General features: G+C 57.9%; 14 protein-coding genes. 11 read left to right on the top strand and 3 right to left on the bottom strand.

All coding sequences use genetic code 11. From position 1 onward, the window contains the following. Positions 1 to 2 precede the first annotated feature (2 nt). The 11 genes from deoC (at position 3) to AMM33_RS10210 (ending at position 13,421) form a co-directional block, all read left to right on the top strand. The gene (gene deoC / locus AMM33_RS10260; protein WP_090141014.1) at positions 3 to 929 is read left to right on the top strand and encodes a deoxyribose-phosphate aldolase; all 927 of its coding nucleotides are present in this window, start codon (positions 3 to 5) and stop codon (positions 927 to 929) included. Between the two features lie 43 nt (positions 930 to 972). Continuing rightward, the gene (locus AMM33_RS10255) at positions 973 to 3,306 is read left to right on the top strand and encodes an aldehyde dehydrogenase family protein (protein WP_090141301.1); all 2,334 of its coding nucleotides are present in this window, start codon (positions 973 to 975) and stop codon (positions 3,304 to 3,306) included. Between the two features lie 77 nt (positions 3,307 to 3,383). After that, entirely contained in the window at positions 3,384 to 4,226 is an 843-nt protein-coding gene (locus AMM33_RS10250) for an outer membrane protein OmpK (RefSeq protein WP_090141012.1), read from the top strand. 60 nt (positions 4,227 to 4,286) lie between these two features. Further along, positions 4,287 to 4,640: a hypothetical protein gene (locus tag AMM33_RS10245; protein ID WP_090141010.1), complete on the top strand. Its 354-nt coding sequence runs from the start codon at positions 4,287 to 4,289 to the stop codon at positions 4,638 to 4,640. Next, positions 4,637 to 5,587, top strand: a complete 951-nt coding sequence (locus AMM33_RS10240) for a LysR family transcriptional regulator (RefSeq protein WP_090141007.1) — start codon at positions 4,637 to 4,639, stop codon at positions 5,585 to 5,587. Before AMM33_RS10245 ends, AMM33_RS10240 begins: the two co-directional genes overlap by 4 nt. Positions 5,588 to 5,626: 39 nt before the next feature. Next, positions 5,627 to 7,195 carry an ABC transporter ATP-binding protein gene (locus AMM33_RS10235; RefSeq protein ID WP_090141005.1) on the top strand — a complete coding sequence of 523 codons (1,569 nt, stop codon included), beginning with the start codon at positions 5,627 to 5,629 and terminating at the stop codon, positions 7,193 to 7,195. Then, the gene (locus tag AMM33_RS10230) at positions 7,182 to 8,255 is read left to right on the top strand and encodes an ABC transporter permease (protein WP_090141003.1); all 1,074 of its coding nucleotides are present in this window, start codon (positions 7,182 to 7,184) and stop codon (positions 8,253 to 8,255) included. Before AMM33_RS10235 ends, AMM33_RS10230 begins: the two co-directional genes overlap by 14 nt. Continuing rightward, positions 8,255 to 9,175: an ABC transporter permease gene (locus AMM33_RS10225; RefSeq protein ID WP_090141001.1), complete on the top strand. Its 921-nt coding sequence runs from the start codon at positions 8,255 to 8,257 to the stop codon at positions 9,173 to 9,175. Before AMM33_RS10230 ends, AMM33_RS10225 begins: the two co-directional genes overlap by 1 nt. 44 nt (positions 9,176 to 9,219) lie before the next feature. Continuing rightward, positions 9,220 to 10,365: a BMP family ABC transporter substrate-binding protein gene (locus AMM33_RS10220; RefSeq protein WP_090140999.1), complete on the top strand. Its 1,146-nt coding sequence runs from the start codon at positions 9,220 to 9,222 to the stop codon at positions 10,363 to 10,365. 327 nt (positions 10,366 to 10,692) lie between these two features. Continuing rightward, positions 10,693 to 11,127, top strand: a complete 435-nt coding sequence (locus AMM33_RS10215) for a host attachment protein (RefSeq protein ID WP_090140997.1) — start codon at positions 10,693 to 10,695, stop codon at positions 11,125 to 11,127. A gap of 53 nt (positions 11,128 to 11,180) precedes the next feature. Beyond that, complete coding sequence (locus AMM33_RS10210) at positions 11,181 to 13,421, top strand: PAS domain-containing protein (RefSeq protein ID WP_090140994.1); 2,241 nt, start codon at positions 11,181 to 11,183, stop codon at positions 13,419 to 13,421. Between the two features lie 3 nt (positions 13,422 to 13,424). Here the strand turns inward: AMM33_RS10210 and AMM33_RS10205 are convergent, their stop codons facing one another. The 3 genes from AMM33_RS10205 to metK all read right to left on the bottom strand — a co-directional run bounded on the left by AMM33_RS10205 (position 13,425) and on the right by metK (position 16,301). Continuing rightward, positions 13,425 to 14,105, bottom strand: a complete 681-nt coding sequence (locus tag AMM33_RS10205; RefSeq protein WP_090140992.1) for a response regulator — start codon at positions 14,103 to 14,105, stop codon at positions 13,425 to 13,427. Positions 14,106 to 14,346: 241 nt separating this feature from the next. Beyond that, positions 14,347 to 14,985, bottom strand: a complete 639-nt coding sequence (locus tag AMM33_RS10200) for a phosphoribosyltransferase (protein ID WP_090140990.1) — start codon at positions 14,983 to 14,985, stop codon at positions 14,347 to 14,349. Positions 14,986 to 15,119: 134 nt separating this feature from the next. Further along, positions 15,120 to 16,301, bottom strand: coding sequence for a methionine adenosyltransferase (gene metK / locus AMM33_RS10195; RefSeq protein WP_090141299.1), 1,182 nt, complete (start codon positions 16,299 to 16,301; stop codon positions 15,120 to 15,122). Positions 16,302 to 16,463 lie beyond the last annotated feature (162 nt).

Genomic DNA, 16,463 nt, shown 5'->3' with positions numbered 1-16,463 from the left:
GCATGTCGCTGGATCTGTCCTGGATAGAAAACCTGCGCGTTAATCACCCCGCGATTCTTCGGAGAACGCAGCACCTCAGCAACAGTCGTTCGTTGAAAAAAGAGTGGCAAGCGGCATGGCTGGTGCGTGCCATTGAGTGCATGGATTTGACAACGCTTTCAGGTGATGACACCGAGGGGCGTGTCAAGCGTTTGTGTGCCAAGGCAAGAAATCCGTTGAGGAAAGACATGCTAGACGCGCTTGGCCTTAAGGGCGGTTTAAAGACGGGGGCCGTTTGTGTTTATCACGACATGATCCCCACGGCCGTCGAAGTGTTGCAGGGGACAGGTATTCCTGTCGCAGCTGTGTCCACCGGTTTTCCTGCAGGCTTGTCGAGTCATGAAACCAAGCTCCGTGAAATCGAACTTTCCGTCAAGGCGGGCGCGGCGGAAATCGACATTGTCATCACTCGAAAACATGTTTTGCAAGGAAACTGGCAAGCGCTTTATCAGGAAATGTGCGACTACCGCAAGGCTTGTGGTGAGGCACATGTCAAAGCCATTCTGGCAACGGGAGACCTGCAGACATTTGAAAACGTTGCGAAGGCATCTTGGGTTTGCATGATGGCAGGTGCGGATTTCATTAAGACCTCTACCGGCAAAGAATCTGTCAACGCAACGTTGGACGTTTCTTTGGTGATGACGCGTGCAATTCGTGATTACGCGGCGTTGACCACACACAAAGTTGGTTACAAGCCTGCTGGCGGCATAGCCAGCGCAAAGCTGGCACTTCAGTATCTGGTGTTGATGAAGGAAGAGCTGGGTGATGAATGGCTGAATCCGCATTTTTTCCGCTTTGGGGCGTCCAGTTTGTTGACGGACATTGAGCGTCAACTAGAGCACCACATCACCGGTTCTTATTCCGCAGCGCATCGACATGCAATGCCATGACCATTCAATAAACATGCCTACAGTTACTGAAATTCTCCAAACCATGGAATATGGACCTTCTCCAGAGTCGGATTCACCAGCGCAAAAATGGCTTGATGATCACAAAAGGTCTTTTGATCTTTACATCAATGGCGTTTGGCTCCAAAGCGATGAGCGCATTCAATCCCACAACCCTGCGAATGGCACCTTGCTTGCTGAAATAGCGCAAGCCAATGCCAAACATGTGAATGATGCTGTTCGCGCTGCTGCGGATGCACTGGATGGCTGGCGAGCTTTGGGAGGCTTTGGTCGCGCCAAATACCTTTACGCACTGGCTCGGGCCATGCAACGGCACAGTCGTATGCTGGCCGTGCTTGAAACCCTGGACAACGGCAAACCTATCCGCGAGACCCGTGATGTCGATATTCCTTTGGCTATCCGACACTTTTATCACCATGCAGGCTGGGCACAGCTGCTGTCTGACCAATATCCTGAGCATGTGTCATTGGGTGTCGTCGGTCAGATCGTTCCTTGGAATTTTCCACTGTTGATGTTGGCTTGGAAAGTTGCACCCGCCTTGGCTGCTGGCAACACGGTAGTTTTCAAGCCTGCAGAACTGACGTCATTAACGGCTTTGTACTTTGTCAAATTGTGTGAAGAGGTTGGCTTGCCGCCGGGGGTGTTCAACCTTGTCACTGGTGGACCTTCGACGGGTGAAGCGATTGTGAGTCATCCCGATGTTGCGAAGATTGCTTTTACGGGGTCTACAGAAGTTGGGCGACGCATTCGTGAGTCCACCGCAGGCAGTGGTAAAAAATTGAGTCTTGAACTGGGCGGTAAGTCACCGTTCATCGTCTTTGCTGATGCCGATCTGGACGCCGCTGTAGAGGGGGTCGTGAACAGCATCTGGTTCAACCAGGGGCAGGTTTGCTGTGCCGGTTCACGTCTTCTTGTTCAAGAGTCTATTGAGGCTTCGTTTCTCAGTAAGTTGCGTGATCGAATGGCGCAAATTCGTGTCGGTGATCCCTTGGATAAATGCACCGATATGGGGGCGTTGATTTCCACGGAGCAGTTGCAACGTGTTCGCCAATACATCGAACTGGGAAGGCAAGAAGGCGGGCAGGTTTTCCAGTCAGAAGCTGCATCTTCAGAGCAAGGGTGCTTTTGTCCGCCGACCTTGATTTCAGGTCTGGAGACTTGTTCAACATTGATGCAGGAAGAAATATTTGGTCCTGTTTTGGTGTCGACCAGCTTCAGAACTCCCAACGAGGCCGTGGAATTGGCCAACAACAGTCGATTTGGTTTGGCCGCAAGTATTTGGAGCGAGTCCATTAACGTGGCTCTCGAAATGGCGCCGAGGGTGCAGGCGGGCGTTGTCTGGATCAACACCGCTAATCAGTTTGATGCTGCATGTGGTTTTGGTGGCTACAAGGAATCCGGATTTGGCCGGGAGGGTGGTCATGAAGGCATGTTGGAGTATTTGCGCCGTCGCTCTGACCCTGTATCTTCGGTGCCATCAAGATTTCAGAAATCACCCATCTCGCATACATCGCGCAAAGGCGTTGATCAAACCAACAAGCTCTTTGTGGGGGGAACGCAAACACGCCCCGACAGTGGTTACAGCCAAGATATTTTTTCTGGCGATCACTGGATTGGTAGCGTCTCACAGGGCAACAGAAAAGACATTCGCAATGCAGTAGAGGCTGCGCGCAAGTCCACTTCATGGACAAAGCAAACGAGCCATGCACGTGCGCAAGTTTTGTTCTTCATGGCAGAGAATTTATCCGACCAGCAATCGATTTATGTTGATTTACTAAAGACGGTTATGTCTGAGTCCGATGCCAAGGCTGAGGTAGAAAAAGCGATTGAACGTGTTTTCCTTTACGCCGCATGGGCAGACAAACTGGATGGTCGCGTCCACAGGCCACCAGTTCATGGCCTGGTGACTGCACTGCACGAGCCATTGGGTGTTATCGGTGTTGTTTGCCCCGATGAGTCTCCATTGGTCGCATTGGTTTCGCTTTGTTGTTCGGCAATTGCGTTAGGCAATCGGGTTGTGGCGGTGCCATCCACGGTGCTACCAACCATCGCAACGACTTTTTACAAGACCATTGAAGCATCCGATGTGCCTGGTGGGGTGATTAACCTCATCACAGGCGACCCTATGAGTCTGGGCGCAACCCTCGCATCCCACGCGGATGTTGACGCTGTTTGGTTCCACCAAGCTGATCGATCAGGGTGCGCTGAGATCGAGAAACTTTCGGCATCCACACTCAAGAGAACTTGGGTTGATGGGGGCCGAGGTCGTGACTGGTGGTGTGACAAGCAAGCAGCTGCAGATGAATTGCTTCGTCATTCCAGCCAGATCAAAAACGTGTGGGTGCCTTACGGCATCTAGTTTTCCATTTTTGTAATTTCATCAACGGGGGCACCCGAGGATCAGTCACGCCCCCACTAACCTCTGAAGGAGACATCATGCAATCGAAATTATTAAATACAGCGGTAGGCCGTCCGGTTACTCTGGGACGCGTCATGGCGGTGTGTGGCCTGGCTGTAGCAGCTTATGCCACTCCCCAATATGCTGCAGCCGACTATGCATTTGCCAATGTCGGCGTGCAGTATTTGGATTGGACCGACAAGACCGTCAGCAAAACAAGTCACAGCGGCTTGGGCAAGAAAAAGAGCTTCCCTTACATGGAAATTGAAGGCGGCATAGGCGGGAACTGGGGTGACATCTATGGCTTCATCGATTTCGAAAACCCTGGCAAGGATCCAAACAATGCGGCAGATCCAGCACGAGACAGTCGCACTGCCTTTAAGTTGGTCGGTCGCTACAAGATGGCCGAAGTGAGTGGTCTGCCGGTGATGCTTTATGGCCGGTTTTACAACTTCAATGACAATGGTTTCACCGATCAAGATCGCATGCTTGGCTTGGGGACCGATGTTTCGGCTGGCAAGCTCAGCATCAAGCCTTTCGTCGCTTTTCGCAATGAGTACAAGACCAATGTCAGTGGCAAGGCCAATGGCGGCATGATTGGCTTTACCGCCTCTTACCCCCTTCAGGTCTTGGATAAAAACGTTCGTTTGTCATGGTGGCACGATACCGAGTTTGGTCGTAAGGATCCATTTTTGGTTATGGCAGATGGCAACGGAAACCGAGTGACAGGCAGTTCGGTTGGCCACAACGGTGGTATCGGTGCTTTCTACAACATCAATAAACAGGCAACGGCTGGCATCTCCTACCGATACGCTTACAACAAGTTGGGGACCGTTGGCCTGTCTGATGGGTTGATTTACTCACTGAAATACAACTTCTGATCATTGATCCGATGCCGGTGCCAAGCGTTTGTATGCGCTCGGCACCGGATAGGATTAAAAGTGGAAATCCGTTTTTTCTTCAAGGTATTTGGGCACCAGACGGTGCCTTTTTTTTGGGGATCAATTTTTTGGAGCCAACAGGTGACGGCAATTGCGCAGACACTGTCTGCGGTATTGGCGTGTCTAATGACAGCGCTCAGCTTGGACTGCGATTCATCACAATCGCAAGTGTTACATTCGCCTGCATTCCAACAGCATTTCGGGTTGACAACGGTGCTGACTAACACTGAGAAAAACAGGGACAAAGCCATGGGCCTGAGCAATCCAATAGCATGGATGTTTACCAAATATTCCAGGGTTAACCCTGAAATGTGCGTGCGCCAAGGCATAAGGTCTATCTGGGTTTTCATATGAAGCAGCCGCATCTTTTCGACAAGATCGACCTTCAACTCATTCGTACCCTTCACACCTTGCTCACCGAACGCAGTGTCTCCAAAACCGCCATGCGCCTGGGCCAGCAGCAGCCGGCTGTGTCGGTGGCGCTCAAGCGCCTGCGCGAGCTGACGGGTGACCCGATCCTGGTGCGTTCGGGCACCGGCATGGTGCCCACCGATGTGGGCTTGCGCATGCTGGGGCCTGTCACGCAAATCTTGCAATCGGCCGAAAATTTGTTTTCGCCCGCTCGGGCGTTTGATCCGGCCCACGCGCAAGAGACATTTCGCATTGCCGCCAGCGACACGCTGGACCCGCTGTTTTTGCCCTCGGTCATGGCCCGCATCAAGTCATTGGCGCCGGGCTGCCGGGTCGAGGTGCATGCCTTGTCGGCGCAGGCCCAATACGCGCACGATCTGGGCCAGGGCCTGATCGACGTGGTGATTGGCAACTGGGCTCAGCCCAGCGAGGAGCTGCACCGCGCCCAGTTGTTTGAAGACGACATCATGTGTCTCGTCAGCAGCAAGCATCCAGCGGTGCGCCGGGGCTGGACGCAAGAAGACTGGTTGGCCTGCGAGCACATTGCGCCTATGCCGGCCTATCCGGGTTGGCGCGGCGTGATCGACGAACACCTGGACCGTCTGAACCTGTCGCGCCACATTGCCGCACGCTGCGCCCACTTTGGCCTGATGCCGCGCATGGTGGCATCGAGTTTGCTTGTGCTGACCACAGGGCGACACTACTGCCAGCGCTTTCTCGAGGGCGACCTGCCTTCGGGCTTGGCCTTGCTGCCATGCCCGGTGCCTTTTCCCAAGATGGTCTATTACCAGCTTTGGCACGAACGCAGCCACAACGCCGAGGCGGCCCGTTGGCTGCGAGAACAGGTGAAAATCAGCGCTTTGCAGTTGTCGCCCCCGACAGCTGCCTGAATCTTCCTGACGACAAAACCAACAAGAACACCCACAGACATGACCACACCCCTTTTGTCTTTGCAAGGCATCACCAAACGCTACCCGGGCGTGGTGGCCAATCAGGACGTGTCGCTGACCGTGATGCCCGGCCAGGCCCATGCTGTGCTGGGCGAAAACGGCGCGGGCAAATCCACCCTGATGAAAATCATTTACGGCTCGGTCAAACCCGACGAAGGCCAGGTGGTGTTCAACGGCCAGCCGGTCAATATCCGCAACCCGCAAGAAGCGCGCAAGCTGGGCATCAGCATGGTGTTTCAGCACTTCAGCTTATTTGACACGCTCACCGTGGCCGAAAACGTCTGGCTGGGTCTGGACAAGTCGCTGAGCCTGGCCGAAGTGACCGAGCGCATCGTGGCCAAGGCCAGCGAATACGGCCTGGACCTGGAGCCCGAGCGCCCGGTGCACACCCTGAGCGTGGGCGAGATGCAGCGGGTGGAGATCATCCGAGCCTTGCTGACCGAGCCCAAGCTCTTGATTTTGGACGAGCCCACTTCGGTGTTGACGCCGCAAGCGGTGGAGAAATTGTTTGTGGTTTTGCACAAGCTGGTCAGCCAGGGCGTGAGCATTTTGTACATCTCGCACAAGCTGCACGAGATCCGGGCGTTGTGCAGTGCCTGCACCGTGCTGCGCGGCGGCAAGCTCACGGGCGTGTGCGATCCGCGTGAAGAAACGAACGCCTCGCTCAGCCGCTTGATGATCGGCGCCGAGCCCCCGGCCTTGCAGCACGTGGCGCGTGCGCCGGGTGAGGTGGTCTTGTCGGTGCGGGGCCTGAGCCTCACGCGGCAAGACCCGTTTGGCGTGGACCTGGACGGCATCAGCCTGCAGGTGCGTGCAGGCGAGGTGGTGGGCCTGGCCGGGGTGTCGGGCAATGGCCAAAGAGAGCTGATGTGGGCTTTGTCGGGTGAAGACACCCGGGCGGGCGTGCAGTGTAGCGCGGCCAGTGTGAGCCTTGCGGGCCAGGCGGTGGCGGCTTTGGGGCCGGTGCCGCGCAGGCAGATGGGTCTGCATTTTGTGCCCGAAGAGCGCTTGGGCCGGGGCGCTGTGCCTTCGCTCAGCCTGTCGCAAAACCTGTTGCTCACACGCAGCGAGGCCGTGGGCGCGGGCGGCTGGGTACGCATGGGGGCGCTGGCCGATCAGGCCCGCAGCATCATCGATCGCTTCAAGGTCAAAGCGTCTGGCCCGGATGCCGCCGCGCAGTCGCTGTCGGGCGGCAATTTGCAAAAGTTCATTGTGGGGCGCGAAATCAGCGCGGCTCCCAAGCTGCTCATCGTCTCGCAACCCACTTGGGGTGTGGACGTGGGCGCGGCGGCGCAGATTCGCGCCGAGATTTTGGCGCTGCGCGACGCGGGTTGTGCGGTGCTGGTGGTGAGTGAGGAGTTGGAAGAATTGTTCGAGTTGTCTGACCGATTGCATGTGATCGCCAAGGGGCGCTTGTCCCCTTCGGTGGTGCGGGCCGAGGCCACGGTGGAGCGCATTGGCGAGTGGATGAGCGGCTTGTGGCCAGATTCCGTTTCTGCCGTTTCTGCCGCGACTGCCCAACAAGGAGCCCAACATGCTGCGGCTTGAACCCCGTCCCCAAGCTTCGCGCCTGTGGACTTATGCCTCGCCCCTGCTGGCGCTGGTGCTCACCGTGCTGCTGGGTGTGGTGCTGTTCATGGCGCTGGGCAAAGACCCGGTGCGTGGTCTGCAGATGTTTTTTTGGGAGCCCATCAAAACCAGCTACGCCCTGGGCGAGCTGATGGTCAAGGCCACGCCGCTCTTGGTCATTGCTTTGGGTTTGTCGGTGTGTTTTCGGTCCAACGTCTGGAACATCGGGGCCGAGGGGCAGTTTGTCATTGGCGCGGTGTGCGCCGGGGGCGTGGCCTTGTTGGCCGACAAAGACACGGGCCGCTGGATCGTGTTGGCCGTGTTGCTGGCGGGCGTGCTGGGCGGCATGCTGTGGGCGGGCATCACGGCGCTGCTGCGCGACCGCTTCAATGCCAGTGAAATTTTGGTCAGCCTGATGCTGGTGTACGTGGCCGACATGGTGCTGAGCTATTTGGTTTATGGCCCTTGGAAAGACCCGGCGGGTTTCAATTTTCCGCAGTCCAAAACCTTCGAGGCGGTCACGCAGATTCCGCGTTTGATGAGCGGTTCGCGCGTGAGCGTGGGCTTGCTCTTGGCGCTGGTGGGTGCCGGCTTGCTGTGGGTGTTCTTGTTCCGCACCCGGGCGGGCTTTGCCCAGCAGGTGGGCGGATTGGCCCCTGATGCGGCGCGGTATGCGGGCTTTTCTTCGCGCAAGGCGCTGTGGGTGGCGCTCATGGTCTCGGGCGGCGCAGCGGGTTTGGCGGGCGCTTTGGAGGTGGCTGGGCCCATTGGGCAGCTGACGCCCTATGTGCCTGCAGGCTACGGTTTTGCCGCGATCATCGTGGCCTTTGTCGGGCGCTTGCACCCGGCCGGCATGGTGCTGTCGGCCGTACTGATGAGCATGTTCTATATCGGCGGCGAGTTGGCGCAATCGCGCCTGGGCCTGCCCAAGTCGATCACGGGTGTATTCCAGGGTTTGCTGCTGTTTTGTTTGTTGGCGTGTGACACGCTGGTGGCCTACCGTCTGCGCTGGGTAGCGGTCAAGAAAGGGGGCGTGTGATGGAGTCGTATGCATTGCTGATCGCAGCCACCCTGAACGCGGGGACGGTGCTGGCCATTGCCGCTTTGGGCTTGCTGATCAATGAAAAAGCCGGGGTGGTGAACCTGGGGGCCGAGGGCATGATGCTGTGCGCGGCCATCGCGGGCTTTGCTGCCGTCGTACACACCGGCAACGACTGGTTGGGCTTTGCGGCGGGCATGGGCGCTGGCGCAGTGTTGGCGGCCATTTTTGGGGTGCTGGTCATTTGGTTGGGCACCAACCAATACGCCACAGGGCTGGCGCTGAGTCTGTTTGGCGTGGGTTTTTCTGCCTTTGTGGGCATTGGCTATGTGAAAGAAAAGCTACCGGACCGGCCCCATTTTGCGGTGCCGTATCTGGCCGACATTCCGCTGGTGGGGCCCGCCTTGTTCAAACAGCACCCGCTCGTTTATGGGGCGATGGCACTGGTTTTGGCCCTGATTTGGTTCCTGTACAAAAGCCGCACCGGTTTGGTGCTGCGGGCGGTGGGCGAATCGCCCGCTTCGGCACACGCTTTGGGCTACCCGGTGCGCCGCATTCGTTTGGCAGCGGTGGTGGCTGGGGGCGCACTGTGCGGACTGGCTGGGGCTTACATCTCGGTGATTTACACCCCGCTGTGGGTCGAGGGCATGGTGGCGGGCAAGGGCTGGATTGCGCTGGCGCTGACCACCTTTGCCACATGGCGACCGGCACGGGTCTTGCTGGGTGCTTACCTGTTTGGTGGTGTGACCATGCTGCAGTTCCATTTGCAGGGGGTGGGCGTGCAAGTGCCCAGCCAGTTGCTCACGGCACTGCCCTACATCGCCACCATCGTGGTGTTGGCCCTAATCTCGCGTAACCCGACCTGGATTCGCGTGAACATGCCGGCCTCGCTGGGTAAACCGTTTTATCCCGGTTCATAATTGTGTTTTTTCAACCCCTGTAACCCTGTTCAAAAGGACCTGACATGACAGACATCTCCAAGCGCTCCATCGTCAAGATGGTGGCCCTGACCGCTGTGGCAGCCGCCGCACTGGTCGGCTGTGGCAAAAAAGAAGAAGCCCCCAAGGCTGAAGCCCCGGCTGCTGCGCCTGCCAAGGCCGAGCCCCTGAAGATTGCGTTTGCTTATGTGGGCCCTGTGGGCGACGGCGGCTGGACCTTTGCGCACGACAACGGCCGCAAGGAAATCGAAAAAGCCTTCGGCGACAAAGTGGTCACCACCTTCGTTGAAAAAGTGCCAGAAAGCGCTGACGCCGAGCGCGTGATCCGCGACATGGCTGCCCAAGGCAACAAGCTGATTTTTGGTACCACTTTTGGTTACATGGAGCCCATGCTCAAAGTGGCAGCTGACAACAAGGGCGTGAAGTTCGAGCACGCCACCGGCTACAAAACCGCCGAGAACATGCGCACTTACGACAGCCGCACCTACGAAGGCGCGTACATGGCGGGTGTGATCGCGGGCAAGATGACCAAGACCAACACGCTGGGCGTGGTGGCTTCGATCCCAATCCCTGAGGTGGTGCGCAACATCAACAGCTTCACCATGGGTGCGCAGTCGGTCAACCCCAAGATCAAGACCAAGGTGGTCTGGGTGAACGAGTGGTTCAACCCACCGAAAGAAACCGAAGCCGCCACTTCGCTGATCAACGGCGGCGCGGACGTGCTGATGCAAAACACCGATTCGTCGGCTGTGCTGCAGACCGCCGAGAAAATGGGCAAGCGTGCCTTCGGCTGGGACTCCGACATGACCGCCTACGGCCCCAAGGCCCACTTGGGTTCGGCCGTGATCAATTGGGGCCCTTACTACGTGAAGGCCGTGGGTGAAGCCCTGGAAGGCAAGTGGAACGGTAATCAGGCTTCCTGGTGGGGCGTGAAAGAAGGTGCGATCGACATGGTCAACGTGGCCACTGACGTGCCAGAAGACACACAAAAGAAAATCGCTGAGATCAAAGCCGGTCTGAAAGACGGCAGCTTCTCCATCTGGAAGGGCCCGATCGTGGACCAAGCCGGTAAGGAAATGCTGGCCAAAGACGCGGTGGCCGACGACAAGTTCCTGGGCGGCGTGATGTTCTACGTCAAGGGCGTGGAAGGCAAGATCCCAGGCGGCAAATAAGTCGCATGGCGGAGCCACTGCGCGCAGTGGCCTCTGGATACAAAGGCTGCAAGGGCGAAAGTCCTGGCAGCCTTTTTTTCATGCGCTCAAGCATCGGCCTGTGGTGTTGGGCGTTGCCTGGATGGATGTGCTGCCCTCAGGCCCAGTCGCCCCAAATGGGGCCATGAAAACGTTCCGATGAAACGGCTCACGTCACGGGCGAAGGGGGCCTCAGTTGCGTTCGCTGGTGAAGGTTCGATCAAGGGTATAGACCCCTTGATCAATTGACCCACAAGCCCTGAGCCCGAAAAATTCAAGTTTGAAACTTTTGGTTGAAAGGCTGCCGATATGGCTCAAAAGCACTGGATTTTGACGGCCAACGCCTCCGTGGCCCGATTGTTTGAACGCACCAGCTTGTTGGCGCCATTGATCGAACTGGCCGACTGGATGCACCCGGAGGGCAGCATGCTGGCCAGCGAGCTGGAAAGGGCACCTTTGGGTCATTCGATGGGCGGTCGCACAGGGCTGGCACCGCGCATGGATCCCAAGCACCGCGAACGACTTGAATTTGCACACCAATTGGCGCTGTGGCTGCGAGAGGCTGTGTTGGCGCACCGCGTGCACGATCTGGTTTTGTTTGCATCCGATCCCTTCATGGGGGAGCTGTTGTCGCAATTGGACCCTGGCGTTCAAAAAATCATCTCGCTCAGGCATTCACTGGACTTGACCTCTTTGCCTGTCCAAGAGCTGGAGAAGAAGGTTCGCATCGAATTCGGGGTCTGAGAGAGTGCAGGGGTGTTGCATCTGCTCAGGGCACAGGCGCTACCATCCAGGGCATGGATGTTTCACAAGCCCTCGTTCCCTGGCCAAGTCATGCGCTGCGCCGCCTGGCAGGCTGCATGGCCTGGCTGCTGATCTTTCTTGGGGGCGCCACATTCAGTCACGCGGTAGGGGCCACTGCACCCCATACATGGGTCATTGACAAAGCCGAGTTGAGCAGCTTGGCCGGGCGCCGCGAGGTGACACTGCCCCATATTCTGGAGCCACAGGATTATTTGCCCGCAGGCAGCCGTGTGCGCTATCGCATGACCTTGCCCTTGTCGCAATTGCCACCCACGCAGTTGGGGGTTTTTGTCAACAAAATGAGCTTGTCCGGCGCGCTCTACATCAATGGCCAGTTCTCCCACAGTTGTGACCAAGGCCAATTGGAAGAGCTGCGTTGTTTGCACAAAGTCAATCTGTTTGCTCCACCGCCCGGGCTTTGGTATGCCGGTGACAACATCATCGAAGTGGAGATCTATGCCACAGAGCGGCAAATGAATGGTTTGTCCAAAGTTCAGGTGGGGGATCTGGTTGAGCTGCATGACGGCGCTTTTTGGATGTCTCAATGGCTCAAGAGCGAATTTCTGAGCGGCCTGGCATGGGTCAGTGCTGTCCTGGGGTTTTTGTCACTGGCGGTGAGCTTGGTGTTGCGCAAAGAATCTGCTTACCTTTGGTTTGGGATTGCCGCCATCGCCCATGCGCTGAGTTTGCTGAACCTGACGGTGAGCAACCCTGTGGTCAGTGTGGATGTGTTCACTTGGATGGTGTTTTCGTCACGCCTGGTGGCTACCCCCATGGGCTTGCTCACCATGCTGTCATTGTTTGACAAATTGCGCCGCTGGATGGTGCTGGTCTTGGTGGGTTTTGCCGTGGTGGGGCCCATGTTGCTGGGGCTCAGTGGCAACCATCGCCCCGTGATGATTGCCTTTTTCCTGCCCTTTTTCCTTGCAGCCATGGTCTTGTTGGTGGTCTCGGTTCGATGGGCCATTCAGTCGCGCAATCCCATCAAGCTCATCACCATTGGCATGGCGCTGATCTTGGTCTTGTCGGGCATGGTCGATTGGCTGCGGCTGACAGGCCGGGCCGACTTTGAGGGGGGATTCCTGTTTCCCTACACCTACAGTGCCATGCTCATGACCATGGGCACCTTGCTCTTTCGCAATCTGGCGACAGCGCTCAAGCAGTCGCGCATTGACCGTGAGCTGCTGGAGATGCGTGCCGCAGAACGCATGGCGTATGAGGTCACGGAAAACATTCCGGTGGGCACCTACACCCTGGTCTATCGCCCGGGTGTCAAGCGAGGGAAATTTCTATTTGTCAGTCAACGGTTTTTGGAGCTGACCGGGCTGGACCGTCAAAGCATTCTGGCCGATCCTCAACCTCTGCTCGACATTTTGCATGTGGACGATTGGGCTGCCTGGCGGCAGCTCATCACCCGCTCTGTGGATCAGCGTGACACATTCAGCATGGAGTTCCGGATTTCTCATTTCAGTGGCGAGATGCGCTGGGTCAGCACCGAAGCCGTGGCGCGAACCTTGCCCGACGGGGCAGTGCTCTACGAGGGGGTCCTGATCGACCAGACCGCCATGGTGTATGCCAAGCGCGAAGCCGAAAGTGCGCGTGCCACCTTGCTCAAACAGCAACTCGAACAGTCCCGACTGCAAGAGCGCGAACAACTCATGCGCGACATGCACGATGGATTCGGTTCGCAGTTGGCGGGCGTGCGCATGCTGGCCGAAAAGGGCCGCATTCGGCCCGAGGAATTCCCCCAGTTTCTGCACGAAATCACGGCCGATTTGCATTTGGTGGTGGATACATTGGGGCAACTGCACATCACCCTGGACGAGGCGCTGATTGACTTGCGTCACCGACTCGAGCGTCGGTTTTCTGGCAACGGTCCTCGGCTGCATTGGGACAGCCAATTGGCGGGTTTGCCTGCCTTGCCGCAACGCCAAATTTTGCAAACCCTGCGCCTGATTCAAGAAGCCTTCAACAATGCCTTCAAGCATGCCCGCGCACAGAATGTGTGGTTTTCAGCGCACTACGATGCCCCCACCGATGTGCTCACGGTCTCGGTGCGTGACGACGGACATGGCCTGCAACTGCCCAAGGTTCGGGGGCGCGGCCTGAACAACATGCAGTACCGGGCGCGCGAGATCGGCGGCAAGTTCCAGCTGATTGAGCGTCACCCCGGGGTCGAAGTGATCTTGCAGGTGCCGCATGTTTGGATGGCGGCGCAAACCGATTCAACGTAAGACTCAAAGCAATTGGTAGCTGCGCGCCATGCTCACCGCCTGGGATTGCGATTTCACATTCAGCTTGCGGTACAGGCTGCGCACATTGGACTGCACCGTTGACAGCGTCACCCCCATGCTTTCGGCCACCTGCTCGTAGCTCAGGCCCTGCGCAAGCCCTTGCAAGGTTTCATGCTCTCTGGGTGAGAGCTTCACGGGTTGACGTTCCTCTGGCTTTTCGCTGCAGACCGACAGGTGCTTGAACAAATAGCGCGCCAGTCGGGGGCTCAGGGGATACACCCCTTTGAGCACTTGCTCGATCCCCTTGGTGATTTCTTCGATGGATTCGTCTTTCAGGATATAGCCGTTGGCACCGGCCTCGATGGCCGCCAGTACGGCCGTTTCCGAAGCGACCACCGAAATCACCACAATGGGCATGTCGGCAAAGTGTTCACGGCAAGCGCGGATCACTTCAATACCACTGACATCGGGCAAGCCCAGATCGATCAGCGCCAGGTCAAAAGGCTTGAGCGCCACGCCGACAAATGCTTTGGCCTGCAGACCTTCGCTGAATTCCAGCACGTTCCAACGGTCTGGCAGACCGCGCATGGCATCGGTGATCTGCTCGGCAAAAAGCGGGTTGTCCTCCACCAGCAAAAGCTGTCGCAAAGGGGGCGTCTGTTCGTTGGAAGGGTTGGCTTGCATCGGGCGATGATACAAAACTGAATTCCAATGTCACACAGACGCGTTCAATTGTTCATTGCGGCACAGGCCCTACGTCGAGGCTGACGCCTCCGACCTACGAATGCTCACCCTCCCCGTAGGTTGGCACCCTCAGGTCCGACGTTTGATTGCTGCGGGACAGGCCCATGTCGGGGCTGATGCCATTGACAACCTCTTTAGATGTTGAACTCTTCACCGGGCCGAACCTGTGAGCGAATGTCCATCAGACCTGTGGCGGCAAGTGCTCCCTCAGCACGGCCACAGCCTCTGAGTCTTCCACTGCGGGAAAGTGCCTGTAAAACTGTGCCACGGCCTGAAAGTCGTCGGGCGTGGACAGGCAAATGGTGTCGTCTGCCAGCGCACGCACTTGGCGCAGCGCGTGTGCACTGGCCACGGGAATGGCGCACACCAATTTGGCAGGTGCCTGCCGGCGCACGGCCTGGAGGGCCGCCAGCATCGTGGCGCCGGTGGCCAGACCGTCGTCCACCACGATGACCAGGCGGCCCTTTGGATCAATCGGTGTGCGCACTGGCGTGTACAAGGCCCGGCGCTGGCGCAGGGTGTGCATCTGACGGGCTTTTTCAAGGTCCAGATAGGCGGCGTCGGCGCCCACTTCATGCGCCCACGGGGCGATGAAGGCGTTGCCGTGTTCATCCATGGCGCCCACGGCCAGTTCATCCTGATGAGGCGCGCGCAATTTGCGCACCAACACCACGTCCAGCTCGCCCCCCAGTTGCCGGGCGATCCATTGCCCCATGGGCACCGCCCCTCGGGGAATGGCCAGAATCAGGGGGTGTTGACCGCGATATCCAATCAGCGCGTGCGCCAATTGCTGCGCGGCATCCAGTCGGTCTTTGAACATGGCATGTCCTGTGTGATGGGCAGACGTGCATTGTTCAGGAAAAGCCGCAAAAAAAGCCGCGATCCTTTCAGAAAGCGGCTGGTGCTGGCAAGGTGTGTGAGCGACTTCACACACCGGCCCACACACGCGTCTGTTTACAGCCCGGCGGCCGCACGCAAGGCGGCTGCGCGATCCGTGCGTTCCCAAGTGAAGTCAGGCTCGTCACGGCCAAAGTGGCCGTAGGCTGCGGTCTTGCTGTAGATGGGGCGCAGCAGGTCCAGCATCTGGATGATGCCTTTGGGGCGCAGGTCAAAGTGTTCGGCCACCATGGCAGACAACTTGTCATCAGCGATCACGCCAGTGCCTGCCGTGTTGACGGTGATGTTCATGGGGCGTGCCACGCCAATCGCGTAAGCGACCTGCACTTGGCACTGGGTGGCCAGACCAGCGGCCACGATGTTCTTGGCCACATAGCGAGCAGCGTAAGCGGCCGAGCGGTCCACTTTGGACGGGTCTTTGCCCGAAAACGCGCCACCACCGTGGGGGCAAGCGCCGCCGTAGGTGTCCACAATGATTTTGCGACCCGTGAGGCCGCAGTCACCCTGGGGGCCGCCAATGACGAAGCGGCCTGTGGGGTTGATCAGGTATTTGGTGTCTTGCAGCCACTCTTTGGGCAGCACGGGCTTGATGATCTCTTCGATGATGGCTTCGGTGAAGCTGGCCTTCATCTTGGTGGCGGTTTCCGACTGGTCGGGGCTGTGCTGGGTGGACAGCACCACGGTGTCGATGCTGTGGGGTTTGCCGTCCACATAACGCATGGTCACCTGGCTCTTGGCGTCGGGGCGCAAGAAGGGCAGACGGCCATCTTTGCGCAGCTGGGCCTGGCGCTCCATCAGGCGGTGGGCGTAGTAAATCGGGGCGGGCATCAGCTCGGGTGTTTCGCTGCAGGCGAAGCCAAACATCAGGCCCTGGTCACCCGCGCCAATGTTCAAAAAGTCGTCGGACGCGTGGTCCACGCCCTGGGCGATGTCGTTGGACTGCTTGTCATAAGCCACCAACACAGCGCAGCCTTTGTGGTCGATGCCGTAGTCGGTGTTGTCATAGCCGATGCGTTTGATGGTGTCACGCGCCACCTGGATGTAATCCACATTGGCTTGCGTGGTGATTTCACCAGCCAACACGACCAGGCCGGTGTTGGTCAGGGTTTCGGCGGCCACGCGGCTCAGAGGGTCTTGCGCAAAGATGGCGTCCAGGATCGCATCAGAGATCTGGTCGGCGACTTTGTCGGGGTGGCCTTCCGAGACGGATTCGGAAGTAAAGAGGTAGTCGTTGGACATGAAAAAGGCTCCTGTTTTCAAAGGTTTGTCGGCGTTGCCGACCCTGAAAACCCGGAGCCTGGCGAACGCTTTAGCAGAATTTGTGAATCGCCCTGCAAGTAGTTCAGTTAACTCGGCGATGCGCGGATTGTATCAACTTGGCAGGGCGCCCATGTCAGGGGC

It is taken from the genome of Limnohabitans sp. DM1 (genome assembly GCF_001269385.1).
Classification (GTDB): Bacteria; Pseudomonadota; Gammaproteobacteria; order Burkholderiales; family Burkholderiaceae_C; genus Limnohabitans_A.
Note: the sequence above shows the minus strand (reverse complement) of the source record. Positions and strands in the feature narration are given on the sequence as shown.